Here is a 21427-nt window from a genome sequence, read left to right on the forward strand (position 1 = left end):
CGACGAGTGCTGCGCTATGCTTCGCGCCGTTGCGGGTAGGTAAAATCCTAAGGTCAACAAAACGTCTGTTACGAGAAGTAAAACAGCGCATGCTAGGGTCAGCTTAGATGCGTTGTTTATAAAAGACCTCAGGTCAAAGGGCAGGAGTGGTTGATGGGTCAGGCAAGTAATCAGGCAGCAGGTGCCGAGCAGTCAAACGCCAAGCCGATTGGCATGCTGGTGGCAGCGGTCGGGGTGGTGTACGGCGATATCGGGACCAGCCCGCTCTACACCCTTAAAGAGGTGTTCAACGGCGGTTATGGGGTTCAGGTCAACCACGACGGTGTGCTGGGGATTCTGGCGCTGATCTTCTGGTCACTGATCTGGGTGGTCTCGATCAAATACATGCTGTTCGTGCTGCGCGCCGATAACCAGGGTGAGGGCGGGATCATGGCCCTGACTGCACTGGCACGACGGGCAGCGGGGGAGCGCAAGAAGCTGCGCAGTTTCCTGGTGGTGTGTGGCCTGTGCGGCGCGGCGCTGTTCTACGGTGACAGCATGATCACCCCGGCGATTTCCGTGTTGTCCGCGGTTGAGGGCCTGGAGTTGGCCTTCGACGGCCTGGAAAAATGGGTCGTGCCCATCGCCCTGGTGGTTCTGGTGGCGCTGTTCCTGATCCAGAAGCACGGCACCGACCACATCGGCAAGCTGTTCGGGCCGGTGATGGTGACCTGGTTCCTGGTGCTGGGCGGCCTCGGTGTGTATGGGATCACCCTGCACCCTGAGGTGCTCAGTGCCATGAACCCGATGTGGGCCGTGCGATTCTTCGAGGCTCACCCTGGCATCGGCGTGGCCATCCTCGGCGCGGTGGTGCTGGCGTTGACCGGTGCCGAAGCGTTGTACGCCGACATGGGCCACTTCGGCCGCAAACCCATCGCTCGGGCCTGGTTCATCTTGGTGCTGCCGGCGCTGGTGCTCAATTATTTCGGCCAGGGCGCGATGCTGCTCGGCGACCCTGAAGCCGCGCGCAACCCGTTCTACCTGCTGGCGCCGAGCTGGGCGCTGATCCCGCTGGTGGTGTTGTCCACCCTGGCGACGGTGATCGCCTCCCAGGCGGTCATCTCCGGCGCATTCTCGCTGACCCGCCAGGCGATCCAGCTGGGTTACATCCCGCGTATGCATATCCAGCACACCTCCAGTGCCGAGCAAGGCCAGATCTATATCGGCGCGGTGAACTGGTCGCTGATGGTCGGCGTGATCCTGCTGGTGCTGGGCTTCGAGTCCTCCAACGCCCTGGCGTCGGCCTACGGCGTCGCGGTGACCGGCACCATGCTGATGACCACCATCCTGGTGTCGGCGGTGATGCTGCTGCTGTGGAAATGGCCGCCGGTGCTGGCCGTGCCGGTTCTGGTCTGCTGCCTGTTGGTCGACGGGCTGTACTTTGCCGCCAACGTGCCGAAAATCATCCAGGGTGGCGCCTTCCCGGTATTGGCCGGGATCGTGTTGTTCGTGCTGATGACCACCTGGAAGCGCGGCAAGCAATTGCTGGTGGAGCGTCTCGACGAAGGCGGCCTGCCGCTGCCGATCTTCATCAGCAGTATCCGTGTGCAACCGCCCCATCGGGTGCAGGGCACCGCCGTGTTCCTCACCGCGCGCCCGGACGCCGTGCCTCACGCGTTGTTGCACAACCTGCTGCATAACCAGGTATTGCATGAGCAAGTGGTGCTGCTGACCGTGGTCTACGAAGACATTCCGCGCGTTCCGGCCGCGCGGCGGTTTGAGGTGGATGCCTATGGTGAAGGTTTCTTCCGCGTCATCCTGCACTTTGGTTTCACCGACGAGCCGGATGTGCCCCAAGCGCTGAAGTTGTGTCACCTCGATGAGCTGGACTTCAGCCCGATGCGCACCACTTACTTCCTGAGCCGCGAGACGGTCATCGCCTCGCGAATCAAGGGCATGGCCCGTTGGCGCGAAGCTTTATTTGCCTTCATGCTGAAGAACGCCAACGGCAACCTGCGCTTCTTCAAACTCCCGGTAAACCGCGTGATCGAGCTGGGTACCCAGGTCGAAATGTAGGCTTTTGCAGCACGGGAGCCGGCAATCGGCTCCCGCTTTCCTTTCTGAACCCTGTGCAATCCAGCGTTGTCGACTAGGCTCTAAGCACTGTTTGAATAGTGCCCACAGAACCCAGAAGAGGTGCGCCATGAGTCAGCTGCTCGAACCCTACACCCTGCGCCAATTGACCCTGCTCAACCGCATCGCGGTTTCGCCCATGTGCCAATACTCAAGCGTCGATGGCCTGGCCAATGACTGGCACCTCGTCCACCTCGGCAGTCGTGCCGTCGGCGGCGCCGGGTTGATCTTCACCGAAGCCACCGCCGTGACCGCCGATGGCCGCATCACCGCCGAAGACCTCGGCCTGTGGAAAGATGAGCAGATCGAACCGCTGCAACGCATCACGCGTTTCATCGCGGCCCAAGGCGCGGTGGCCGGCATTCAACTGGCCCACGCCGGGCGCAAAGCCAGTACCCATCGGCCCTGGATCGGCAAGCACGGCAGCGTCAAGCCGGAAGACGGCGGCTGGGTGCCGGTAGGGCCATCGCCGATTGCCTTCGACCCTCAGCACACCCAACCCAAGCCTTTGGACGAAGGGCAGATCCAGCAAGTGATCGCCGATTTTGTCGCCGCCGCCAAGCGTGCCCTGACCGCAGGTTTTGAAGTGGTGGAAATCCATGCAGCCCACGGTTACTTGCTGCATCAATTCCTCTCGCCCATCAGCAATCAGCGTCAGGACCAGTACGGTGGCTCGTTTGAAAACCGTATCCGGCTGGTGTTGCAAGTGACCCAGGCCGTGCGCGAAGTCTGGCCCCAGGAACTGCCGCTGTTTGTGCGGGTGTCGGCCACCGACTGGGTGGAGGATGGCTGGAACCCGGATGAAACCGTGGAGCTGGCACGTCGCCTGAAGGACCTGGGGGTCGACCTGATCGACGTCTCGTCCGGGGGCACGGCTGCCAACGCCGAGATCCCCACCGGCCCCGGCTACCAGACCCGCTTCGCCGAGCGCGTGCGCAAAGAGTCGGGGATGGCCACCGGCACCGTGGGCATGATCACCGAACCCGCCCAGGCCGAGCACATCCTGCGCACCTGTCAGGCCGACATCATCTTCCTCGCCCGTGAGCTGCTGCGTGATCCGTATTGGCCGCTGCATGCCGATGATGACCTGGGCGGGCGCAAGGCCACCTGGCCTGCGCAGTATCAGCGCGCCACCCATCGTGACCAGCCGATCCATGAGTCTGACTTGAGGGATTGAGCCGCTGCGCGCTTCACCAGAGCCCACCCTAACCCGGTGGGTTTTTTTACGGCTGTAGCGTGGGAAATGGCTGTAGGTCTTTGTTACCGCGATACTTTTTTAAGTGAATACTCTAAAAAAATCCCACAAATTTCGAGATCGTTTCTACGCTTAGGGTAAAGCTGACTCCTGGCCCAGGAAGTCAGTCGGTTTGCTCACTGAGGCATTGCGCTTCATGGGAGGCGGGTAATGGGCAACAGGAGTTTTTGATGGATATCAGGAGAAGCAGTCCATGGCCAAGTCCTATGGTGTAGCGGGTGTGGTGGTGTGTTTTCTGACGCGCAGGGTGTCTTTACGGGGGCGAAGGTTGAGTTCGGATGAAGTGGAATTGCTGGCGCAGTACCGCGCCCTGACCGAGAACGATCAGGTGGCAATGCGGTATCTGATTGGGGCGATGAAGAGTGTGTCGCGGTTCTGATGCCTGCCTTTGAGCCCTGTGGGAGCGGCGATGCGCCGCTCCCACAGTTGGCATCATGTGTATTTACGCGCCTCGGGTGCCGGCGGGAAATACTGATACAGCCAGGTTTCACTCAAGGTGCGGTCTTGCGTGCGAATAAACAGGCGCAGTTCCACCGGTTCCACGCTGTCGCTGGTCGGGTACCAGTCAAACAGGATGCGGTAGCCCTTGATGTTGTCGAGTACCAGCACGCTGAAGTCCTTCACTTCGCCGTGGGAACAGGTCACCACTGGCTCGATCCCGGTGCCCGCTGGCAGGCGATCCAGGCCGCCCCCCTTGAAGTCCACGGCAAATCGGCGGGCCCAGACTTCCGGGTAGTGCTCACCCGGTGCCCAGCCTTCGGTAAAGCCGCCCATGCCGGAACGGGTGGCATCGACCTGTGCCAGCGGCGTGCTCACCGGTGGCAGCGCGCTCCAGTACAGCTTGTAGCCGTAGTTCAGCGAATCGCCGGCCGCCACGGGTTTTTTCGGGGTCCAGAAGGCCACGATGTTATCGAGGGTCTCGCCGGTGGTAGGAATTTCCAACAGGTCGATCGAGCCTTCGCCCCATGCTGTGGTCGGTTCGACCCACAGGCTCGGGCGCTTGCTGTACCAGTCCACCGTGTCCTGGTAGCTGGCGAACTCATGGTCGGTCTGCACCAGGCCGAAGCCTTTCGGGTCTGTATCGGCAAACGCGTTGAATTGCAGCTTGGCCGGGTTATTCAGCGGACGGCAGATCCACTCGCCGTTACCGCGCCACATCGCCAGGCGGTCCGAGTCGTGGATTTGCGGGTGGATGGTGTCGCACATGCGGCGCTCGTGGGTGCCGCAGCTGAACATGCTGGTCATCGGCGCGATGCCCAGTTGTTCGATGGTGGTGCGCGCATTGATATGGGCGTCGATGGCCATCACCACCTGGTTGGCCTGGCAGTCGATGTCGAAGCGATAGGCGCCGGTCGCGCTGGGCGAGTCGAGCAGGGCGTAGACCACGAAGCGAGTGGCGTTCTTGTCCGGGGTTTCAAACCAGAACTGTGTGAAGTCGGGGAATTCTTCGCGTTTTTTCGCGTAAGTGTCGATGGCCAGGCCACGGGCCGACAGGCCGTACTGGCCGGTTGAATCCACCGCACGGAAGTAACTGGCGCCGAGGAATGACAGCACGTCATGCCGGTCCAGTTCGGGTGCCTTGAACAGCTTGAAGCCGGAGAAACCGAGATCGCCGGTCAGTTGCTTAGTGTCGACCGTGGTTTTTTCATAATTGAACAGCGAAGGGCGGAAATGCACCTCACGCGCTTCACGGGTCTTGGGGTCGACGCTGTGCATGCGCACCGGCGTCTTGAACCCCATGCCGACGTGGAAGAATTGCACGTCGAGTTGGCCGTTCAATTCCTTCCACAGCGAATGGTTGCCGTCGTAGCCGATGGCGTTGAAATTCTGCGGGGTCATGGTCGCCAGGGTCGGCGGCAGCACCTGTCGGGTGTCTTTGTAAGCGGTTCCGGCGAGTTGTTTGGCCTGGGCCTTGAGCGATTCGAAATCGAACGCGACGGCCTTGCCATCGGCGGCACGGTTCCCGGCCCAGGCCTGGGCGGCGAGCAGGCCGCTGGCGGATAAACCGGTGTAAGCCGCAATGGCCATGGACGCTTTGAGCAAATTCCTGCGGTGCATAGAGACAACCTGTCGTGAGCAAATCCCGCGCCGTTCCTGGCACGTGCTGGATCAGAAATTACGGTTCGGACATGCCTTCGGCCAAACGCAACGGACATTAAACAGACGCCGGATAGCTTAAGCGGTTCGATGACGTAGGAAAATTGATTGATAGCGGGGTGATGGCATTGCAAATGCGACAAGACATTTCCGGCGTGGTGAGTGCTCACATTTCCCCCAAATCATGCACATCCAAATGTGGGAGGGGGCTTGCTCCCGATAGCGGTACATCAGACATACATGTGTTGACTGACACACCGTTATCGGGAGCAAGCCCCCTCCCACATTCAGGCTGTATTTCAGGCGATTTCACCCACTGCGCGGTAAGCCTCATCAATCGCTGCATGCGCATACGCACTCCACGCCGCGTCCGAGTTGGCGATGCTCACGTGCCCCACCGGCTTGCGCGCCAGGTTCATCCACGCTTCGCTTTCATCGGCGTCATCAAACAGACTGTTAGAGAAGCTCGCATACCCATGTGACCAGCGGTTGACAGTGATCGCCAGAATATCGGTCTCATGGTTGAACCCTCCCGGCCCCAGCATGCGCTGCAACTGATCACGCAACTGCGCTTCCAACTGTTCGAACGTCTGCCCATACAACTTGCCCCGCCCGGCACGGGCCTGGTCGCGGGCGTTCATGCCGCTGTTCGGGCTGGTGGGCACGTAGACCATGTGCAAGCCAATCGGCTGCGTCGGGTCACGCGGGTGGTCGTAGCCGCCCATGCTCACCGGGTAGTCCAGCTTGATCCGGCTGTAAGGCTGGGTCGCCGCATAAATCTCATGCACGCCGAGTGTCTGGAACGACTGCCAGTTGCGGATCACCACCTTGGTGTACACCAGCGGGTACTTCACGTTCTGGCTCAGCGCGTGGGCTTGCGGCGCCGGCAAATCCTTCAACAGATACGGAATCATCATGTTGTAGCAGGCCAGGATGCAGCGTTTGCCGCGTACTTGTGCGAGTTGTCCGCCACGGCTGTAGCCGATGTGCACGCCATCGCCGACGTTACGCACGCTGACCGCCGTGCTGTTCAGGCGCAACCGCACGGCCGCCTTGGGCTGGTCGAGCTTGGCGTAGTCAAACGCCGCCAGGACGATATCGTCCATGGTGTGCCCCGGCGCCACACCTGGGATCAGGCTGCGCACCAGCAACCGCGCCACCGACGCATTGCCATCCGGGAAGTGGTAGATGTAGGGCTCTTCCATTTCCGCCGCCGCTTCTTCGCTGATCGGCGCCAGGTTCATCCCGGCAAAGCCCGGGAAACCCACGCTGTAGGCATCGGACGAGGCGACTGCATCGATGCTCAGGGCCATGAAGTCATTGGTACGGCTCTGGAAATACTTCACTGCACCTTCCGACAACCCTACGTTCTTGAGCAGGAAATCGCGGTAGCTGGTGGCCGCCAGGTAGTCGGCCTTTTCTTCGGCAGACTTGCCCGCTAGGTAGTCCTTGGGCGCCGTGTGCAGGGCGATCAGGGCCTGGCGGTCTGCAGGCGGCAATGGGAAGTCATTGATGAAATCGCTGATGGCCCGCGCATTCAGTTGGTCCGGCGCGATGTCATCGGCGACCATCGGCGTCGGGTCGCCGGTCACCAGTTTGTCTTCGCCGAAGTTTTCCTGGTCGAAAAACACCCCGCGCGACAGCCCAAGGCTTGGGTAGAACTGGCGGTCAAAGGCGGTTTCGAAGCGCTTGATGTTTACCCCGAGTTTCTTCAACAGCCCGTTCACTTCCTTGCTGTACAGGTGGTTGGGCGACTGGAACGCCTCGCTGCCGCCGTAGCCGATGAGCATGCGGCCACCGGCCTGGAACTCATTGCGCTTGGCATGGCCGCCGAAGTCGTCGTGGTTTTCCAGGATCAGGATCTTCGCCTTGGGGTGCTTCTCACGGTAGAACCACGCCGCCGACAAACCGCTCAAGCCGCCGCCGACGACCACCAGGTCATAGTCCTCGGTGATCGGCAGCTTATCGGTGTCGAACATCTTCTTCTCCCAGCCCATCTGGTGCGCCACTTCAAACGAGCCGACATGGCTGCCGCGCAAGCCGGTGAGGGCGGGTGGGTAGTAGCGGCCGTCGGGGGCGGCGTGCAGGATTTGCAGTGGGGTCATACCGGCGGCAATAGTGACAGCGACGCCGTTGAGGAAGTCGCGGCGGGTGATATCCATGGGGGAGAACCTGAATTTTATTGTTATGAGAGCGGCGTTGTCGGAGCGCATTGTTATGGCGAGGGAGCAAGCGCCCTCGCCACAGTAAGCTCGCTCCTCGTCAGTGCTTGAACATCACATGGCGAACGGTGGTGTAGTCCTCCAACCCGTACATGGACATGTCCTTGCCATACCCCGACAGTTTCTGACCGCCGTGGGGCATTTCGCTGACGAGCATGAAGTGGGTGTTCACCCAGGTGCAGCCGTACTGCAGGCGCGCGGCCAAGCGATGGGCGCGTCCTACGTCGGCGGTCCACACGGATGACGCCAGGCCGTAGTCCGAATCATTGGCCCAGCCCAGCACCTGCGCTTCATCGGTGAACTTGGTCACCGATACCACCGGGCCGAACACCTCGCGGCGCACGATCTCGTCGTCCTGCTGAGCGTCGGCCAGCACGGTCGGTTCAAAGAAGTAGCCATTACCTTCCACCGCCTTGCCGCCGGTGACCAGGCGAATGTGCGGCTGTGCCACGGCGCGCTCGACAAACCCGGCGACACGGTCGCGATGTTGCGCGGTAATCAAAGGGCCCAACTCGGTGGCCGGATCATCCTGCAAGCCATATTTGATGCTGGCGACCGCTGCGCCGAGCTTCTCGACAAACGCATCGTAGATCTGCGCTTGCGCGTAAATCCGGCACGCAGCGGTGCAATCCTGGCCGGCGTTGTAGAAGCCGAAGGTGCGAATGCCTTCCACGGCCGCGTCGATATCCGCGTCGTTGAAGATGATCACCGGCGCCTTGCCGCCCAGTTCCATGTGCATGCGCTTCACGCTGTCGGCGGTGCTGGAGATGATATTCGCGCCGGTGGCGATGGAGCCGGTCAGCGACACCATGCGCACTTTAGGATGAGTCACCAGCGGGTTGCCCACCGTCGGCCCACGGCCGAACACCAGGTTGAGCACGCCGGCCGGGAAAATATCCGCCGCCAGTTCGACCATCCGCAGCGCGGTCAGCGGGGTTTGTTCCGACGGCTTGAGCACCACGGTATTACCGGCGGCCAGGGCCGGGGCGATTTTCCAGGCGACCATCATCAACGGGTAATTCCACGGGGCGATGGACGCGATCACGCCCACCGGGTCGCGGCGGATCATCGAGGTGTGGCCGGGCAAATACTCACCGCCCGCCGAACCGCTCATGCAACGGCTGGCGCCGGCAAAGAAGCGGAACACGTCGGCAATCGCCGGGATTTCATCGTTGAGCGCGGCGCTGTAGGGCTTGCCGCAGTTGTCCGACTCCAGCTTGGCCAACTCTTCACCGTGGGCTTCGATCGCGTCTGCCAATTTCAGCAGCAGCAGCGAGCGATCCTTGGGCGCGGTTTGCGACCAACCTTCGAACGCCGCATCGGCGGCGCGCACGGCCGCGTCCACCTGGGCTTCGCTGGCTTCCTTGATTTCTACCAGTACGCGGCCGAGGGCCGGGTTGAATACGGCTTGGGCCGGGCCTTCGCCTTCGATCAGTTGGCCATTGATCAGTAATTTGGTTTGCATGGTTCAGCTCTCCACAAACTATTGTTATTTCCTTGAATACACTGGCTCTAAATGTGGGAGGGGCTTGCCCCCTCCCTCATTTGAACCGTGTCCCTTCAATGGCAACGTTATTTACCGCCACTACCGGCCACGCTTTCACCGCCGCGCGTCAGGTAATAGGCACCGAGAATCGGGAACATCGTCACCAACATCACCAGCATCGCCACCACGTTGGTCACCGGCACATCCCGTGGGCGGCTTAACTGGTTGAGCAGCCACAGCGGCAAGGTGCGCTCGTGGCCGGCGGTGAAGGTGGTGACGATGATTTCGTCGAACGACAGCGCAAAGGCGAGCATGCCGCCGGCCAGCAGCGCCGAGCCCAGGTTGGGCATGATGATGTAGCGGAAGGTCTGCCAGCCGTCGGCGCCCAGGTCCATCGAGGCTTCGATCAGGCTGTGGGACGTGCGGCGCAAGCGCGCGATGACGTTGTTGTAGACGATCACCACGCAGAAGGTCGCGTGGCCGACGATGATGGTGAACATCCCAGGCTCAATGCCCAGTGTCTTGAAGGTCGCCAGCAGCGCGATACCGGTGATGATCCCCGGCAGTGCAATCGGCAGGATCAGCATCAACGACACGCCTTGCTTGCCGAAGAACTCGCGGCGATACAGCGCCGCCGAGGCCAGGGTGCCGAGCACCATGGCGATCAGGGTGGCGATGGCCGCAATCTGCAACGACAGCTTGATCGCTTCCAGCACGTCCGGTCGGGCGAAGGCCACGCTGAACCACTTCAGGGTGAAGCCCTGGGGCGGAAAGCTGAACGCGGCTTCTTCGGTGTTGAAGGCGTAGAGGAAGATGATCAGGATCGGGAAATGGAGAAAAACCAGTCCACCCCACGCTGCGATCTTCAGACCCATAGACGATTTTTCAGAGTGCATCGAAGGCCCCCAGGCGTTTGACGATGGACAGGTAAACCGCGATCAGCACGATCGGCACCAGGGTGAACGCCGCGGCCATGGGCATATTGCCGATGGCGCCTTGCTGCGCGTAGACCATGCCGCCGACGAAGTAACCCGGCGGGCCGACCAGTTGCGGCACGATGAAATCGCCCAGGGTCAGCGAGAACGTGAAGATCGAACCGGCGGCAATCCCCGGCACCGACAGCGGCAGAATCACCTGCATAAAGGTCTGGCGTGGCTTGGCGCCCAAATCCGCCGAGGCTTGCAGCAACGAGGGCGGCAAGCGTTCCAGGGAGGCCTGGATCGGCAGGATCATGAACGGCAGCCAGATATAGACGAACACCATGAACCGCCCCAGGTGCGAGGTGCTCAAGGTGCTGCCGCCCACACCGGGAATGCCCAGCACGAACTGCAACACCGGCTCCAGCCCCAGGTGTTGCACGAACCACTGCGCCACGCCGCCCTTGGCCAGCAGCAAGGTCCAGGCATAGGCCTTGACGATGTAGCTGGCCCACATCGGCATCATCACCGCGATATAGAAGAACGCCTTGGTCTTGCCCGTGGTGTAGCGCGCCATGTAGTAGGCGATGGGGAAGGCGACGATGGCGCTGGCGATCGACACCACAATCGCCATGCTCAAGGTGCGCACGATGATGTCGAAGTTTGACGGCTGGAACAGCGCGGCGAAGTTGGCCAGGGTCAGGTCCGGCGTGACCGCCATGGTGAAGTCGTCGAAGGTATAGAAACCTTGCCACAGCAGGGTCAGCAGCGAGCCGAGGTAGATGGCACCGAACCAGATCAGCGGCGGCACTAGCAGCATCGCCAGGTAGAGGTTGGGCTTGCGGTACAGCAGGTTGGAAAACCTGCGCATCGGCGGGTGGGAAAGGGCCAGGCTCATGTCACACCTCGCCTGTGCTGTCGGTCAGCGGGGTCATGGCTTCCCGCGCCCAACGGGCGGTGATGGACTGGCCGACCTGATGGCCGCTGCTGATGTCCAGCCACTGATTGTTGGCCTGGCTGATGTTCAACGCCTGGCCGTTCTCCAGCTTCAGTTCATAGCGGGTGGCGCTGCCCTGATATTGAATATCGTGGAGCAGACCGCTGATTTCCACCTCGCCGGCGCCCAGCGGGCCGTCGGCAAAGCGCACGTGTTCCGGGCGGATCGAGAACGGCTGCGCGCTGCCGCTGAGGCGCTGGGCCAGCTCGCCGCGAATCACGTTGGAGGTGCCGACAAACTCGGCGACGAACGCGGTGGCCGGTTTCATGTAGAGGTTGCGCGGGGTGTCGACTTGCTCGATGCGACCTTTGTTGAACACCGCCACACGGTCGGACATCGACAGGGCTTCGGTCTGGTCGTGGGTCACGAAGATAAACGTGATGCCCAGCTGGCGCTGCAGCTTCTTCAGCTCGCTTTGCATCTGCTCGCGCAACTTGAGGTCAAGGGCACCCAGTGGTTCATCCAGCAGCAATACCCGCGGACGATTGACCAGGGCGCGAGCCAGGGCCACCCGTTGGCGTTGGCCGCCGGAGAGCTGCACCGGCTTGCGGTTGCCGTAGCCGCCGAGCGCGACCATGGCCAGGGCTTCCTCGGCACGGTTCAGGCGTTCGGCCTTGCCGACGCCCTTGACCTTGAGGCCGTAGGCGACGTTGTCGCGCACATTCATATGCGGGAACAGCGCGTAATCCTGGAACACGGTGTTTACATCACGCTGATACGGCGGCAAGCCGGCGGCTTCCTCGCCATGAATGCGGATCGAGCCTGCGCTCGGCTGCTCGAACCCGGCGATCAGGCGCAGGCAGGTGGTCTTGCCTGAGCCGGAAGGGCCGAGCATGGAAAAGAACTCGCCGTCCTGGATATCGATGGAAACCCGGTCAACGGCTTTCACTTCGCCGAACTGACGGGAAACGTGGGTGAATTGGACTGCAAGCGTCATGGTGCGGTGCTCCGAAAAGGCGCGGGTCGTCGCAGCGGCCCGGCCTGGACTTCTGAAAAAACAAAACATCTATGAGTGCGGTCAATGTGGGAGGGGGCTTGCCCCCTCCCACTGGGGACCTAGGTCGTTTGGAAGGCCTTACCTGCCGCCCATGATCGCGATGTAATCCTGGGTCCAGCGGCTGTACGGCACGAACTTGCCGCCTTCAGCTTGCGGGGTTTTCCAGAAGGCGATTTTTTCGAACTGGTCGAAACCATTGGTCTTGCAACCCTCGGCGCCGAGCAGTTCACTTTCCTTGCAGGCCGCAGGCACGGCCGGCAACGAACCGAACCAGGCGGCGACATCGCCCTGGACCTTCGGCTGCAGCGACCAGTCCATCCACTTGTAGGCGCAGTTCGGGTGCTTGGCCTCGGTGTGCAACATCGTGGTGTCGGCCCAGCCGGTGGCGCCTTCCTTCGGAATCGTCGAAGCAATCGGCTGCTTCTCGTTCTGCAGGCCGTTGACCTGATACGGCCAAGCGCTGGAGGCCACCACGCCTTCGTTCTTGAAGTCACTCATTTGCACGGTGGTGTCGTGCCAGTAGCGGTGGATCAGCGGTTGCTGGGCGCGCAACAGATCGAGCACGGCCTTGTACTGGGTTTCGGTCAGTTCGTATGGGCTTTGAATGCCCAGTTCCGGCTTGGTCGACTTGAGGTACAGCGCCGCGTCGGCGATGTAGATCGGCCCGTCATACGCCTGCACGCGGCCCTTGTTCGGCTTGCCGTCCGGCAGGTTCTGCGCGTTGAACAACACGTCCCAGCTGGTGGGCGCGGTCTTGAACACGTTGGTGTTGTACATCAACACGTTCGGGCCCCACTGGTACGGGGTGCCGTAGGTTTGCTGGCCGACCACGTACCACGGCGCATCCTTCAGGCGCGGGTCGATATTCTTCCAGTTGGGGATCAGCGCGGTGTTGATCGGCTGCACGCGCTTGCCGACGATCAGGCGCAGCGATGCATCGCCCGACGCGGTGACCAGGTCATACCCGCCCTTGGCCATCAGGCTGACCATTTCGTCCGAGGTGGCGGCGGTTTTCACATTCACCTTGCAGCCGGTTTCCTTCTCGAAACCGCTGACCCAGTCGTAGGCCTTGTCGCTTTCGCCACGTTCTATATAGCCGGGCCACGCGACGATATCCAACTGGCCTTCACCCGCGCCAACGGCTTTAAGCGGTTCGGCGGCCTGGAGGCTGGCGCTGGCCAGCAGCGCTGTGGTCAGGGCACTGAGCAGTGCGGTCTTGTGCGCAGACATGGGGGTTCCCTCTTCTTTAATTATGGTCGGGGCAGTTGTGTGCAACCGGTAACGCAAGAGCTTAGTTGTTGTTTTAAAGATGTTGGCCGTGGCGCGCCATGATGTGACGTACCACGCTGTAGTCCTGCAGCGAATCGCTGGACAGGTCTTTCCCGTACCCCGAGCGCTTCAAGCCGCCGTGGGGCATTTCGCTGACCAGCATGAAATGGCTGTTGATCCAGGTGCAGCCGTATTGCAGGCGCGCGGCCACTTGCATGGCCTTGTCGAGGTTCTGGGTCCACACCGACGAGGCCAGGCCGTATTCGGAGTCGTTGGCCCAGTCCACCGCCTGTTCCAGCTCGTCGAAGCGCGTCACCGTGACGACCGGGCCGAACACTTCGCGCTGCACGATTTCGTCGTTCTGTTTGCAGCCGGCGAGCAGGGTAGGTTGGTAATAGAAGCCCGCACCGGAATGCACGGCGGCGCCGGTGATGCGTTCGATATGCGGCTGGCCGAGGGCACGTTCGACAAAACTGGCGACGCGGTCGCGCTGGCGCGTACTGATCAGCGGGCCGAGTTCGTTATCGGCATCGCGTTTGCCGGCAAAGCGCAGGCTGCTCACGGCCGCGCCCAGTTCGGCGACCAGTTTGTCGTGGATTCCGGCCTGGGCGTAGATGCGGCACGCGGCGGTGCAATCCTGGCCGGCGTTGTAGTAACCATAGGCGCGCACGCCCTCGACCACGGCTTGCAGGTCGGCATCGTTGCATACGATCACGGGGGCTTTGCCGCCGAGTTCCAAGTGCGTGCGTTTTAGGGTTTTGGCGGCGGCCTGCAGGATCTTCTGCCCGGTGACGATATCGCCGGTCAGCGACACCATGCGCACCTTGGGGTGGCTGACCAGATGGCTGCCAACCCCTTCGCCGCCGCCACACAGAATGTTGATCACGCCGCGCGGCAGCAGATCTTTAAGCACCGGGGCGAGGGCCAGGATCGACAGCGGCGTGTGTTCCGACGGCTTGAACACCAAGGTATTACCGGCAGCCAGGGCCGGGGCGATCTTCCACGCGGCCATCATCAGCGGGTAATTCCACGGCGCGATGGAGGCCACCACACCAATCGGATCGCGGCGCACCATGCTGGTGTAGCCCGGCAGGTACTCGCCGCTCAGTTGCCCGGTCTGGCAGCGCACGGCCCCGGCGAAGAAGCGGAACACATCGACGGTGGCGCTCAAGTCATCCTGGCGCGCCAGGTGCAACGGCTTGCCGCAATTCAGTGATTCCAGGCGGGCCAGGTAGTCGGCTTGTTTTTCGATGGCGTCGGCGATGCCCAGCAGGATGTTCGAGCGTTGCTGCGGCGTGGTCCGTGACCAACCGGCAAAGGCGCGGTGGGCGGCGAGGATTGCGCTTTCGACCTGCTCGGTGCTGGCTTCGGCGATCTGGGTGAGCACTTCACCGGTGGCCGGGTTGAGGATCGGCTCGGCAAAACCCTGGCCCTGGACCAGTTCGCCGTCGATCAGCAACGCAGTGAGCAGCGGGGTGGGCGCGCCGGACATTTTTCGCGATCTCTTTTCTTGTGTGGCCATGGGCGTTCTCTTACAAGGCGCCCGGCCTTCTCTTATGGATTAGCTGAGAGTAGTGGCCAGGCGCGAGGTCAACAAATACTAAATACTGAATGCAGCATTCGATTAAATAGATGGCTTGCGCGGGTGCGGCTGTTCGCGTGCCACGGTCAGGAAGGGGTCGACCAGCGCCGGACGCGCGGTGCCACGGCGCCAGGCCAGGCCCACGTCGAGGGTCTGGCTGAGGTCGGCAATCGGCCGTGCTTCAATAATGTCGCCTTCCAGGGACCAGGGCCGGTAGGTCATGTCCGGCTGAATCGACACGCCGAGACCCGCCGCCACCAGGCTTCGCACCGCTTCGGTCGACGCGGTGCGCAAGGTCACCCGAGGTTGTAACCCGGCTCCAGCCCATAGGCGTTGGGCGTTGTGGCCCATTTCATCGACATTCAGCTGGATCAACGGCTCACGCGCCACATCGGCCAGGTTGATGCTGTCGTGTTCCAGCAATGGGTGTTGCGCCGGCAGCCACAAACGGTGGGGCGAGTGGGTCAACACTTCGGTCTGCAGCGCGTGGCGGTCCTCGAGATTGGAGAGGATCAGCACGCCAACGTCGATCTCGCCGCTGACCAGTAAATGCTCGATATACGGACGTTCATCCTCCATCACGCGGATTTCCACGTTGGGGTAGGCGCGTTGGAAGCGCGTCAGCAGATCGGCCAGATAATAACCGGCCACCAGGCTGGTCACGCCGATGATCAACTGGCCCGCCACTTGGTCGGTGCTCTGTTGCAGGCTGCGCTTGGCGTTATCGACGGTGGCGAGGATCAGGTGCGCCTGGCGCAGGAATTGATGGCCCTGGTGGGTGAGGGTCATGCCCTTGGCATGCCGGTTGAACAGGTTGACGCCGATTTCCTGTTCCAGTTGCTGGATGGCCAGGGTCAGTGTCGACTGGGAAATAAACGCGGTCTGCGCGGCGGCGGAGATCGAGCCGGTCTCGGCCACGGCGATAAAGTGCCGGATTTGACGCAAGGTCATCATGCTGGAATTACCAGTGAGGTGTTTTTATAGATTCACTCGAGTGTATATCGGTTTTTGCGAAGGGCGCCCGCGTTACATCTGGAAGCAATCTAGATCGAGGCTTTTTGGCACTTAGTTTTACGCTGGGGGCCTATTGGTCCTATGAACCCAAGTGTCTGGAGGCTACGAATGAATACCCGTGGATTGCTCGATCAACTGCTCAAGTCTGGCCAGGACATGTTGCAAAACAAGGCTGGCGGCCAACGCAAGCAGGATGACAAAGGCGCTCTCGGCGGTTTGCTGGGCGGTGGCGGGCTGGGGAGTTTGCTCGGTGGAGCGGGTGGCGGCGCCCTGGCGGCCGGCGCCATGGGCTTGCTGATGGGCAACAAGAAGGCGCGCAAATTTGGCGGCAAGGCCCTGACTTACGGCGGCTTGGCGGCTTTGGGGGTGATTGCCTATAAAGCCTATGGCAACTGGCAGGCCAATCAAGCCAATGCGCCGCAGGGCGAACCGCAGACCATCGACCGCCTGCCACCGGCCCAGGTCGAGCAACACAGCCAGGGCATTCTCAAGGCGCTGGTCGCCGCCGCCAAGGCCGACGGCCATGTGGATGCGCGCGAACGCGAGCTGATCGAAGGCGAGTTCACCAAGCTGGATAACGACCGCGAGCTGCAAAGCTGGCTGCACGCGGAACTGAACAAGCCCCTGGACCCGGCCGATGTAGCACGGGCGGCCAGTACCCCGGAGATGGCGGCTGAGATGTACATCGCCAGTGTGATGCTGGTGGATGAGGAGAACTTTATGGAGAAAGCGTACCTGGATGAGCTGGCACGCCAACTGAAACTTGAGCCTGGTTTGAAGCAGGAGCTGGAAAAACAGGTTCGTCAGGCGACAGAGTGATGACCGTCCCCATGGCTGGGAACGATCAGGGTCGTGTTCTCGGTATCAGCTGACTCTGTCGACCATAGAGTGGCCGCCGCCTATGTCTATTTCAAAACGGCGATGGAAGGGTAGGTAATAGTCAATGGCGGACTGCTCTGCGAGTGCATCCGCCCTCGGTAAAATGATGCCGGCTCGCGCGTTGTTACCGATCGTTTCGCTGAGCCCGTAGTAGTCGGGCCGGCTTTTCTTCAAGACATCGTTAAAGACGTCAGGCCCCGTTACTTCAAATATCTTGCTCTCATACTCATTGAATTCCCGTATGGCCTCAGGGCTGGGATTGTCCCTCTCAAGGTAAGGTCGGTGTGTGTCCAGCCATGGTTTGTTTTCCCGGAATCGTTTGTAGGATTCCTCACTGATCTCTTTGAGGACCCGGTTGTTGGGATGGCTGGCGAACACGTTAGTGTTGTAGCCCGTGAACGAGAGTTCGGAATGCTTCACATGGGAGTTGAGCAATAGGTCATCGGTACCTGCTTTGAGCTCGATATCTCCAATCTGCTTGGTGATCAAGTCATCACTGTCCAGGTAGATGCCGCCCCGGTGGTTGATCAGCGGATAGCGCAGAGCATCTGAAGCCGCCGCGTAATTGTGGGTTTTGCCCTGACGAAAATACTGGTACATCTCACCGGCTTGCGTGGTCTTGAACTCTTGGAAGAAAGGATCTTCATTCAGATTTCGCACTTCCAGGTTGGGCGTTTTTTTGTCCAAGGCCGCTTTGATCGATGCAAACTTTTCCGGGCTGTCTGCGTCGACATGGACCACTGATTGGAAACCGGGTGTCTTACGTGCATTCTCCAGCATCAGGCTGAGCCGATCATCCGGAATCATGGCGCCAGCCCATATGTAATTGATTTCCTTCTTGATCGGCGTAACGGCCGTGGGAACGGGGGCAAGGGCTGCGTGAACTGTTTCAAAGGTGGTTGGCTTGGGCAGTGTCGCCTTGACCCGCAAGAACTCATCCAGGCTGCCACTTTTCCACTCGTAGGGGCCTGTTCGCCAAAAAGGGGCACCCAGGGTTTTACCGTCGCCTAGCTTGCGCCAAACGTCATTGGCTACATCAAACTCTACTAAAACGCAAAAATTGGCATAAAGCCTTGTCTTGCCATCATCACTAAGTACGCGGTTGACTTCGTCCATGGGGACTTCATAGCTTTTATAAGGCATTCCCTCGACACCGCCCGGCAGCCCCAGGCGTTGCCATTGATCGGCGCCGGTTTTGTTTAATATGAATTCAGTTTGTCGGTAGGTCTTGGGGTTGATGACACGAACCTGCACCGAACTCATGGGGCTACCGCCCGAAGCTTCTCGAACCTGATAGACAGACGCCTTGCCAGACTTGTCGACGTGGCGGATGTATTGACTCTGGCCATCGAGGCTGTGGTAAACCCCTTGGCTATCCGGGCTCAGGCCGACGAGGCGCGAGGGTGAAACTGTGTATTTTTCGACCACTGCGAGTTCACCCGGCAGGCCGGGTGGATGCTTCAACTTGAACGCGCGAGCAGCCGTTGAAAGCATTTGGCGCGTGCCTTGACCCAAACCCTCGGCCAGCGCGCCAAGGCCGTCCGCTGGGTTAAGAGCGCCGACTGCCGCGGCGCCGATTATTTTGGCTCCGGTGAACAGTTTTGTTCCGAGTTTTCCAGTGAGCTTGGTCGCCTGGCTGACCGCCTTGCCCACCGGAATAACAAAACCCAGCAGGTCCAGAGCGAAGTCCCCAACGGCCCCCCATACATCGCCTTTTACTGCCTTTTCAATACCGCTTTTCAGGGGCAGGAAGTCCATGACGGCGCCCAGTTCATCCACCAACTGTTTTTCTTGCTCTTCAACAGCATTGGTTCCACTGGCGTAGGTCTTGAGCGCGTCGCGGCCATAGAGGACAAACTTTTCGATCTCGTTGGCCAGGTGTTGCTCACGCTCACTGGCCCATGGCGCTGTAGGCGAACGGTCTTGCCCGGTCTTTTCTCCCCATGCCTTTGGAAAAGAAAAAGGCACTGGATCAATGGAAAGGCCTGAAGACACGACTTCCTTTGGCGGCGCGCCGGTTTTGTAGGCGTCCAAGTCAATGTCGAGCGACTTGCCTTTGGCCTTTTCAAGAAAGTAATCATCCGGGTCATCGTAGCCACGTAGGGGCGTTTGATGAACGCTGCTGCCCCATAGCTGATGGTTGCGGCGAACGAGCCCCTGCATCGGCAACACTTCGTAAATCCGCACGTCACCTTTGTTTTTTACACACATCAGTAGACCGTGACGTGCTCTGGACGCGTCGACTTGAGCGGGTGTCTCAGTGTCGCCGTTGGCTTCGCGCACAGAGTGGAAGGTGATGTCGCCGACCGCGATATGTTGGCGTTCATCAAGAGGCAGTTGGGAAAACTGGTATTGCATCGCGGTGTTTATGCCTGTCCTCAATCCCTTGATGTAAGCGTCGAACTGCTCATTGAAAATGGCCGTGATGTCCGGAAGGGGTCTGACCCCCGTGCGGCGGGTCGGGCTCAATACGACGCTCTGGTCAACGATACGGTCCATCTTCCCTGCCGTATAAATGTCTACCAGCGCATGCTTGGTCTCACTGCCGTCAAGGTTGACGATGGGGGTCAGCGGCTGCTCGAAGTCATAGTCGCCATATACTTTCTTCAATTCTGCGCAGGCCAATGCCCTGCGCGTAGGCAGAAAGGCGGTGAGGCCTTTATTGGCAGTGCCTAATGTTTCTAGCAATGCGTTGAATTTGTCTCGCGCAACGGTGATCTGTTCGGGCGTAAACGCATCATCGTTAGCCTTATTCAGGACGTCATTGGCGATGGCCCAATCGATGACGGCATGTGTCTGAGCCCCCGCCTCAATGCCAGCATCCTTAAGCGTGACCGGGCTTCTGTTGCCAAAACTCATGACTTGGCCAAACGTCATGTTACGGGTGGCGCCCGGCTCCAGCGCCTCAATGCGCGCGACAGCGGTGCTCAGGCTGGCCCAGGTGTGGGACCCATACACCAAGCCGCCAGGGAGGTCCTTGACCAGGAACGCAGGTGCTGCACTGGCGAGCAATAGCTGTGCCGCCGCAGGGGCCAGGTCGTTATCGACTCGGCCTTGCTGCTTAAGATGCTCGACGAGTCGCGCTGTTATAACGGGAGGTGACAAGCCCCGGTGAGCTGCCTGGGCCAGGTCGTAACCGGCGACGACATTGCGTTGGGTGCCCACGGCGGGGTCCAGGTCGAGCGCCAGCGCGGTCATCGCCCAGTCGCTGGCTGTGCTGGTTGACCAGGTGTCCGCGAACGCGCTTCGCAGGCGCTTACCCAGCGCCTGTGCCTGCGGACTGGCAATCAGAGCCTGCAGGCGTTGCGCGGGGCTATCAGCGTTGATGAGATCGGGAGTTTTTTTAGCCAGGTGGTTGAGAAGGCAGGTGCCCCCCTCCAACCCATTTCGTGCCTCTTCACTGGCGATGTTCTGGACGCGTTCGCGCTCGTCACGTCCGAGTTGGCGCGTGTCCGACAGCAGTCCCCAGTGCCCCGAGTTGTCAGGCGGTTGTGGCAACGGGTCTGACAGAACGGCAATAAGGTTCGACAGCTCGGCCTTGTCCTGGGGAATCATCAAGCCGTGCGCATGCAAAAACGGCTCAAGTTTCAAACCGTTTTCCGGCATGCCTGGATAAGTCTTCGCGAATACGGAATCCGGGTGGACGGGGACACGGTGCGAATCGATGTGTTCGGCCAGCGTCGTGTTTGAATTCGTTGAGGCCAGCACACTGATACGGGTGAGCGTATGGATAAGGCTTAGGCGGTTGCGTCTGTCACCCAGGTTTTGTTTCTGAAGCTCGAGGGCTTCAGGGGTGCGTGTATGGGGAGGTCTTAACCCATCCGATGGGTCGAGTGGTCGGAAACCCTGGCCTTCATTCAATTGTGCAACACGCGTTGCCACCTGGGCCCGGCTGAGGTTGTCGAGGTTTTCCCCATAGAACCGCCCGATAAGCTCAAAGGGCGCGCTGTGTACAGGTAGCATTGCGGGGTTCCTGATACTGAAGGTATCGGGCGCGATCACCTTGCCGGCTTCGAGTATGGGCCCGGCCACCGCCGCCCAGCGCGCATCGTTGTTGAGGGTAAAACTGACCACGCTCTGGTCGGCTTTTCGCCTGGCGTGTAAGGCGCCTTTGGAGGGAATGATCTCGACAGTGCTGCTATCGAGACCCTCCGAAAGCATCCAGGCGGTGAAGTCCGGGCTATTCAACGTCTCCCGAAAGTATTGCCACCATTTTCCGAACGTCGAGTCGGGGGGAATGCCGGCAACAATCACCTCTCGTTGGCTGTCCCCGCCGCGCGCGCGTGCCAGCGCGTCGCCGTAGTAACCCGCCAGGAGCTTGTCCGGGTAACCCATCGCTAAAGCATTGCCTGCGGCGATGCTGGCTTTCGCTCTATTTGAAGGCAGCAGACTCAACGGCAACGGCGACTTTGCTGGCGTCTTGGCGGCCTCGGGCAAGGAGTCTGTGGAGGCTCTGTCGCTGCGATGCTGGCGGAATGCGTTGCCGGTGGTAGGAGGGGCGATCCGTGTGTTTGGCGGCGGGGTAATGGCTAGCGGGGTAGAGGGGGAGGAAATATTCAATGGTTATGCTCCTTGCAGGGATAGGCGCTGAAGCGCCAGG

At 60.7% G+C, this 21427-nt stretch carries 14 protein-coding genes; 4 read left to right on the plus strand and 10 right to left on the minus strand.

All coding sequences use genetic code 11. The annotated features are described in order from the left end of the window. Positions 1-153: 153 nt before the first annotated feature. The 3 genes from ACI512_RS09970 (at position 154) to ACI512_RS09980 (ending at position 3746) form a co-directional block, all read left to right on the plus strand. Entirely contained in the window at positions 154-2055 is a 1902-nt protein-coding gene (locus ACI512_RS09970; protein WP_012722534.1) for a potassium transporter Kup, read from the plus strand. A 127-nt stretch (positions 2056-2182) separates the two neighbouring features. Further along, positions 2183-3289, plus strand: coding sequence for an NADH:flavin oxidoreductase/NADH oxidase (locus tag ACI512_RS09975; protein ID WP_012722535.1), 1107 nt, complete (start codon positions 2183-2185; stop codon positions 3287-3289). Between the two features lie 271 nt (positions 3290-3560). Then, the gene (locus ACI512_RS09980; RefSeq protein ID WP_012722536.1) at positions 3561-3746 is read left to right on the plus strand and encodes a hypothetical protein; all 186 of its coding nucleotides are present in this window, start codon (positions 3561-3563) and stop codon (positions 3744-3746) included. A 53-nt stretch (positions 3747-3799) separates the two neighbouring features. On the opposite strand, the gene ACI512_RS09985 is transcribed toward ACI512_RS09980, so the two are convergent. From ACI512_RS09985 to ACI512_RS10025, 9 genes are all read right to left on the minus strand, one after another. Beyond that, entirely contained in the window at positions 3800-5425 is a 1626-nt protein-coding gene (locus ACI512_RS09985) for a glucan biosynthesis protein D (RefSeq protein ID WP_012722537.1), read from the minus strand. Positions 5426-5763: 338 nt separating this feature from the next. Next, positions 5764-7626 (minus strand): FAD/NAD(P)-binding protein, encoded by a 1863-nt coding sequence (locus tag ACI512_RS09990; protein ID WP_236381655.1) that lies wholly within the window; start codon positions 7624-7626, stop codon positions 5764-5766. A gap of 100 nt (positions 7627-7726) precedes the next feature. Then, positions 7727-9151, minus strand: a complete 1425-nt coding sequence (locus tag ACI512_RS09995; RefSeq protein ID WP_012722539.1) for a gamma-aminobutyraldehyde dehydrogenase — start codon at positions 9149-9151, stop codon at positions 7727-7729. Positions 9152-9258: 107 nt separating this feature from the next. Then, positions 9259-10068 carry an ABC transporter permease gene (locus tag ACI512_RS10000; RefSeq protein ID WP_012722540.1) on the minus strand — a complete coding sequence of 270 codons (810 nt, stop codon included), beginning with the start codon at positions 10066-10068 and terminating at the stop codon, positions 9259-9261. After that, positions 10058-10987, minus strand: coding sequence for an ABC transporter permease (locus ACI512_RS10005; RefSeq protein WP_012722541.1), 930 nt, complete (start codon positions 10985-10987; stop codon positions 10058-10060). Before ACI512_RS10005 ends, ACI512_RS10000 begins: the two co-directional genes overlap by 11 nt. A gap of 1 nt (position 10988) precedes the next feature. After that, complete coding sequence (locus ACI512_RS10010; RefSeq protein WP_064054930.1) at positions 10989-12023, minus strand: ABC transporter ATP-binding protein; 1035 nt, start codon at positions 12021-12023, stop codon at positions 10989-10991. Positions 12024-12161: 138 nt separating this feature from the next. Next, entirely contained in the window at positions 12162-13313 is a 1152-nt protein-coding gene (gene ydcS / locus ACI512_RS10015; RefSeq protein ID WP_064054931.1) for a putative ABC transporter substrate-binding protein YdcS, read from the minus strand. Between the two features lie 73 nt (positions 13314-13386). Beyond that, positions 13387-14844: a gamma-aminobutyraldehyde dehydrogenase gene (locus ACI512_RS10020; RefSeq protein WP_012722544.1), complete on the minus strand. Its 1458-nt coding sequence runs from the start codon at positions 14842-14844 to the stop codon at positions 13387-13389. 132 nt (positions 14845-14976) lie between these two features. Next, the gene (locus ACI512_RS10025; RefSeq protein ID WP_012722545.1) at positions 14977-15888 is read right to left on the minus strand and encodes a LysR family transcriptional regulator; all 912 of its coding nucleotides are present in this window, start codon (positions 15886-15888) and stop codon (positions 14977-14979) included. Between the two features lie 168 nt (positions 15889-16056). Here ACI512_RS10025 and ACI512_RS10030 point away from each other — a divergent pair, with 168 nt between their 5' ends. Next, a complete protein-coding gene (locus ACI512_RS10030; protein ID WP_012722546.1) occupies positions 16057-16767 on the plus strand; it encodes a tellurite resistance TerB family protein in 711 nt (236 codons plus the stop codon). A 45-nt stretch (positions 16768-16812) separates the two neighbouring features. Here ACI512_RS10030 and ACI512_RS10035 read toward each other — a convergent pair whose 3' ends face one another. Further along, positions 16813-21387, minus strand: a complete 4575-nt coding sequence (locus tag ACI512_RS10035) for a glycosyltransferase (RefSeq protein ID WP_236381401.1) — start codon at positions 21385-21387, stop codon at positions 16813-16815. Positions 21388-21427 lie beyond the last annotated feature (40 nt).

This window comes from Pseudomonas petroselini, assembly GCF_045037875.1.
GTDB classification, from domain to species: Bacteria; Pseudomonadota; Gammaproteobacteria; order Pseudomonadales; family Pseudomonadaceae; genus Aquipseudomonas; species Aquipseudomonas petroselini.

Excerpts from the sequence above, each read along its gene's own strand:
- ACI512_RS09970 (WP_012722534.1), top strand. The coding sequence starts at position 154 with ATGGGTCAGGCAAGTAATCAGGCAGCAGGTGCCGAGCAGTCAAACGCC.
- ACI512_RS09975 (WP_012722535.1), top strand. The coding sequence starts at position 2,183 with ATGAGTCAGCTGCTCGAACCCTACACCCTGCGCCAATTGACCCTGCTC.
- ACI512_RS09980 (WP_012722536.1), top strand. The coding sequence starts at position 3,561 with ATGGCCAAGTCCTATGGTGTAGCGGGTGTGGTGGTGTGTTTTCTGACG.
- ACI512_RS09985 (WP_012722537.1), bottom strand. The coding sequence starts at position 5,425 with ATGCACCGCAGGAATTTGCTCAAAGCGTCCATGGCCATTGCGGCTTAC.
- ACI512_RS09990 (WP_236381655.1), bottom strand. The coding sequence starts at position 7,626 with ATGGATATCACCCGCCGCGACTTCCTCAACGGCGTCGCTGTCACTATT.
- ACI512_RS09995 (WP_012722539.1), bottom strand. The coding sequence starts at position 9,151 with ATGCAAACCAAATTACTGATCAATGGCCAACTGATCGAAGGCGAAGGC.
- ACI512_RS10000 (WP_012722540.1), bottom strand. The coding sequence starts at position 10,068 with ATGCACTCTGAAAAATCGTCTATGGGTCTGAAGATCGCAGCGTGGGGT.
- ACI512_RS10005 (WP_012722541.1), bottom strand. The coding sequence starts at position 10,987 with ATGAGCCTGGCCCTTTCCCACCCGCCGATGCGCAGGTTTTCCAACCTG.
- ACI512_RS10010 (WP_064054930.1), bottom strand. The coding sequence starts at position 12,023 with ATGACGCTTGCAGTCCAATTCACCCACGTTTCCCGTCAGTTCGGCGAA.
- ydcS (WP_064054931.1), bottom strand. The coding sequence starts at position 13,313 with ATGTCTGCGCACAAGACCGCACTGCTCAGTGCCCTGACCACAGCGCTG.
- ACI512_RS10020 (WP_012722544.1), bottom strand. The coding sequence starts at position 14,844 with ATGTCCGGCGCGCCCACCCCGCTGCTCACTGCGTTGCTGATCGACGGC.
- ACI512_RS10025 (WP_012722545.1), bottom strand. The coding sequence starts at position 15,888 with ATGATGACCTTGCGTCAAATCCGGCACTTTATCGCCGTGGCCGAGACC.
- ACI512_RS10030 (WP_012722546.1), top strand. The coding sequence starts at position 16,057 with ATGAATACCCGTGGATTGCTCGATCAACTGCTCAAGTCTGGCCAGGAC.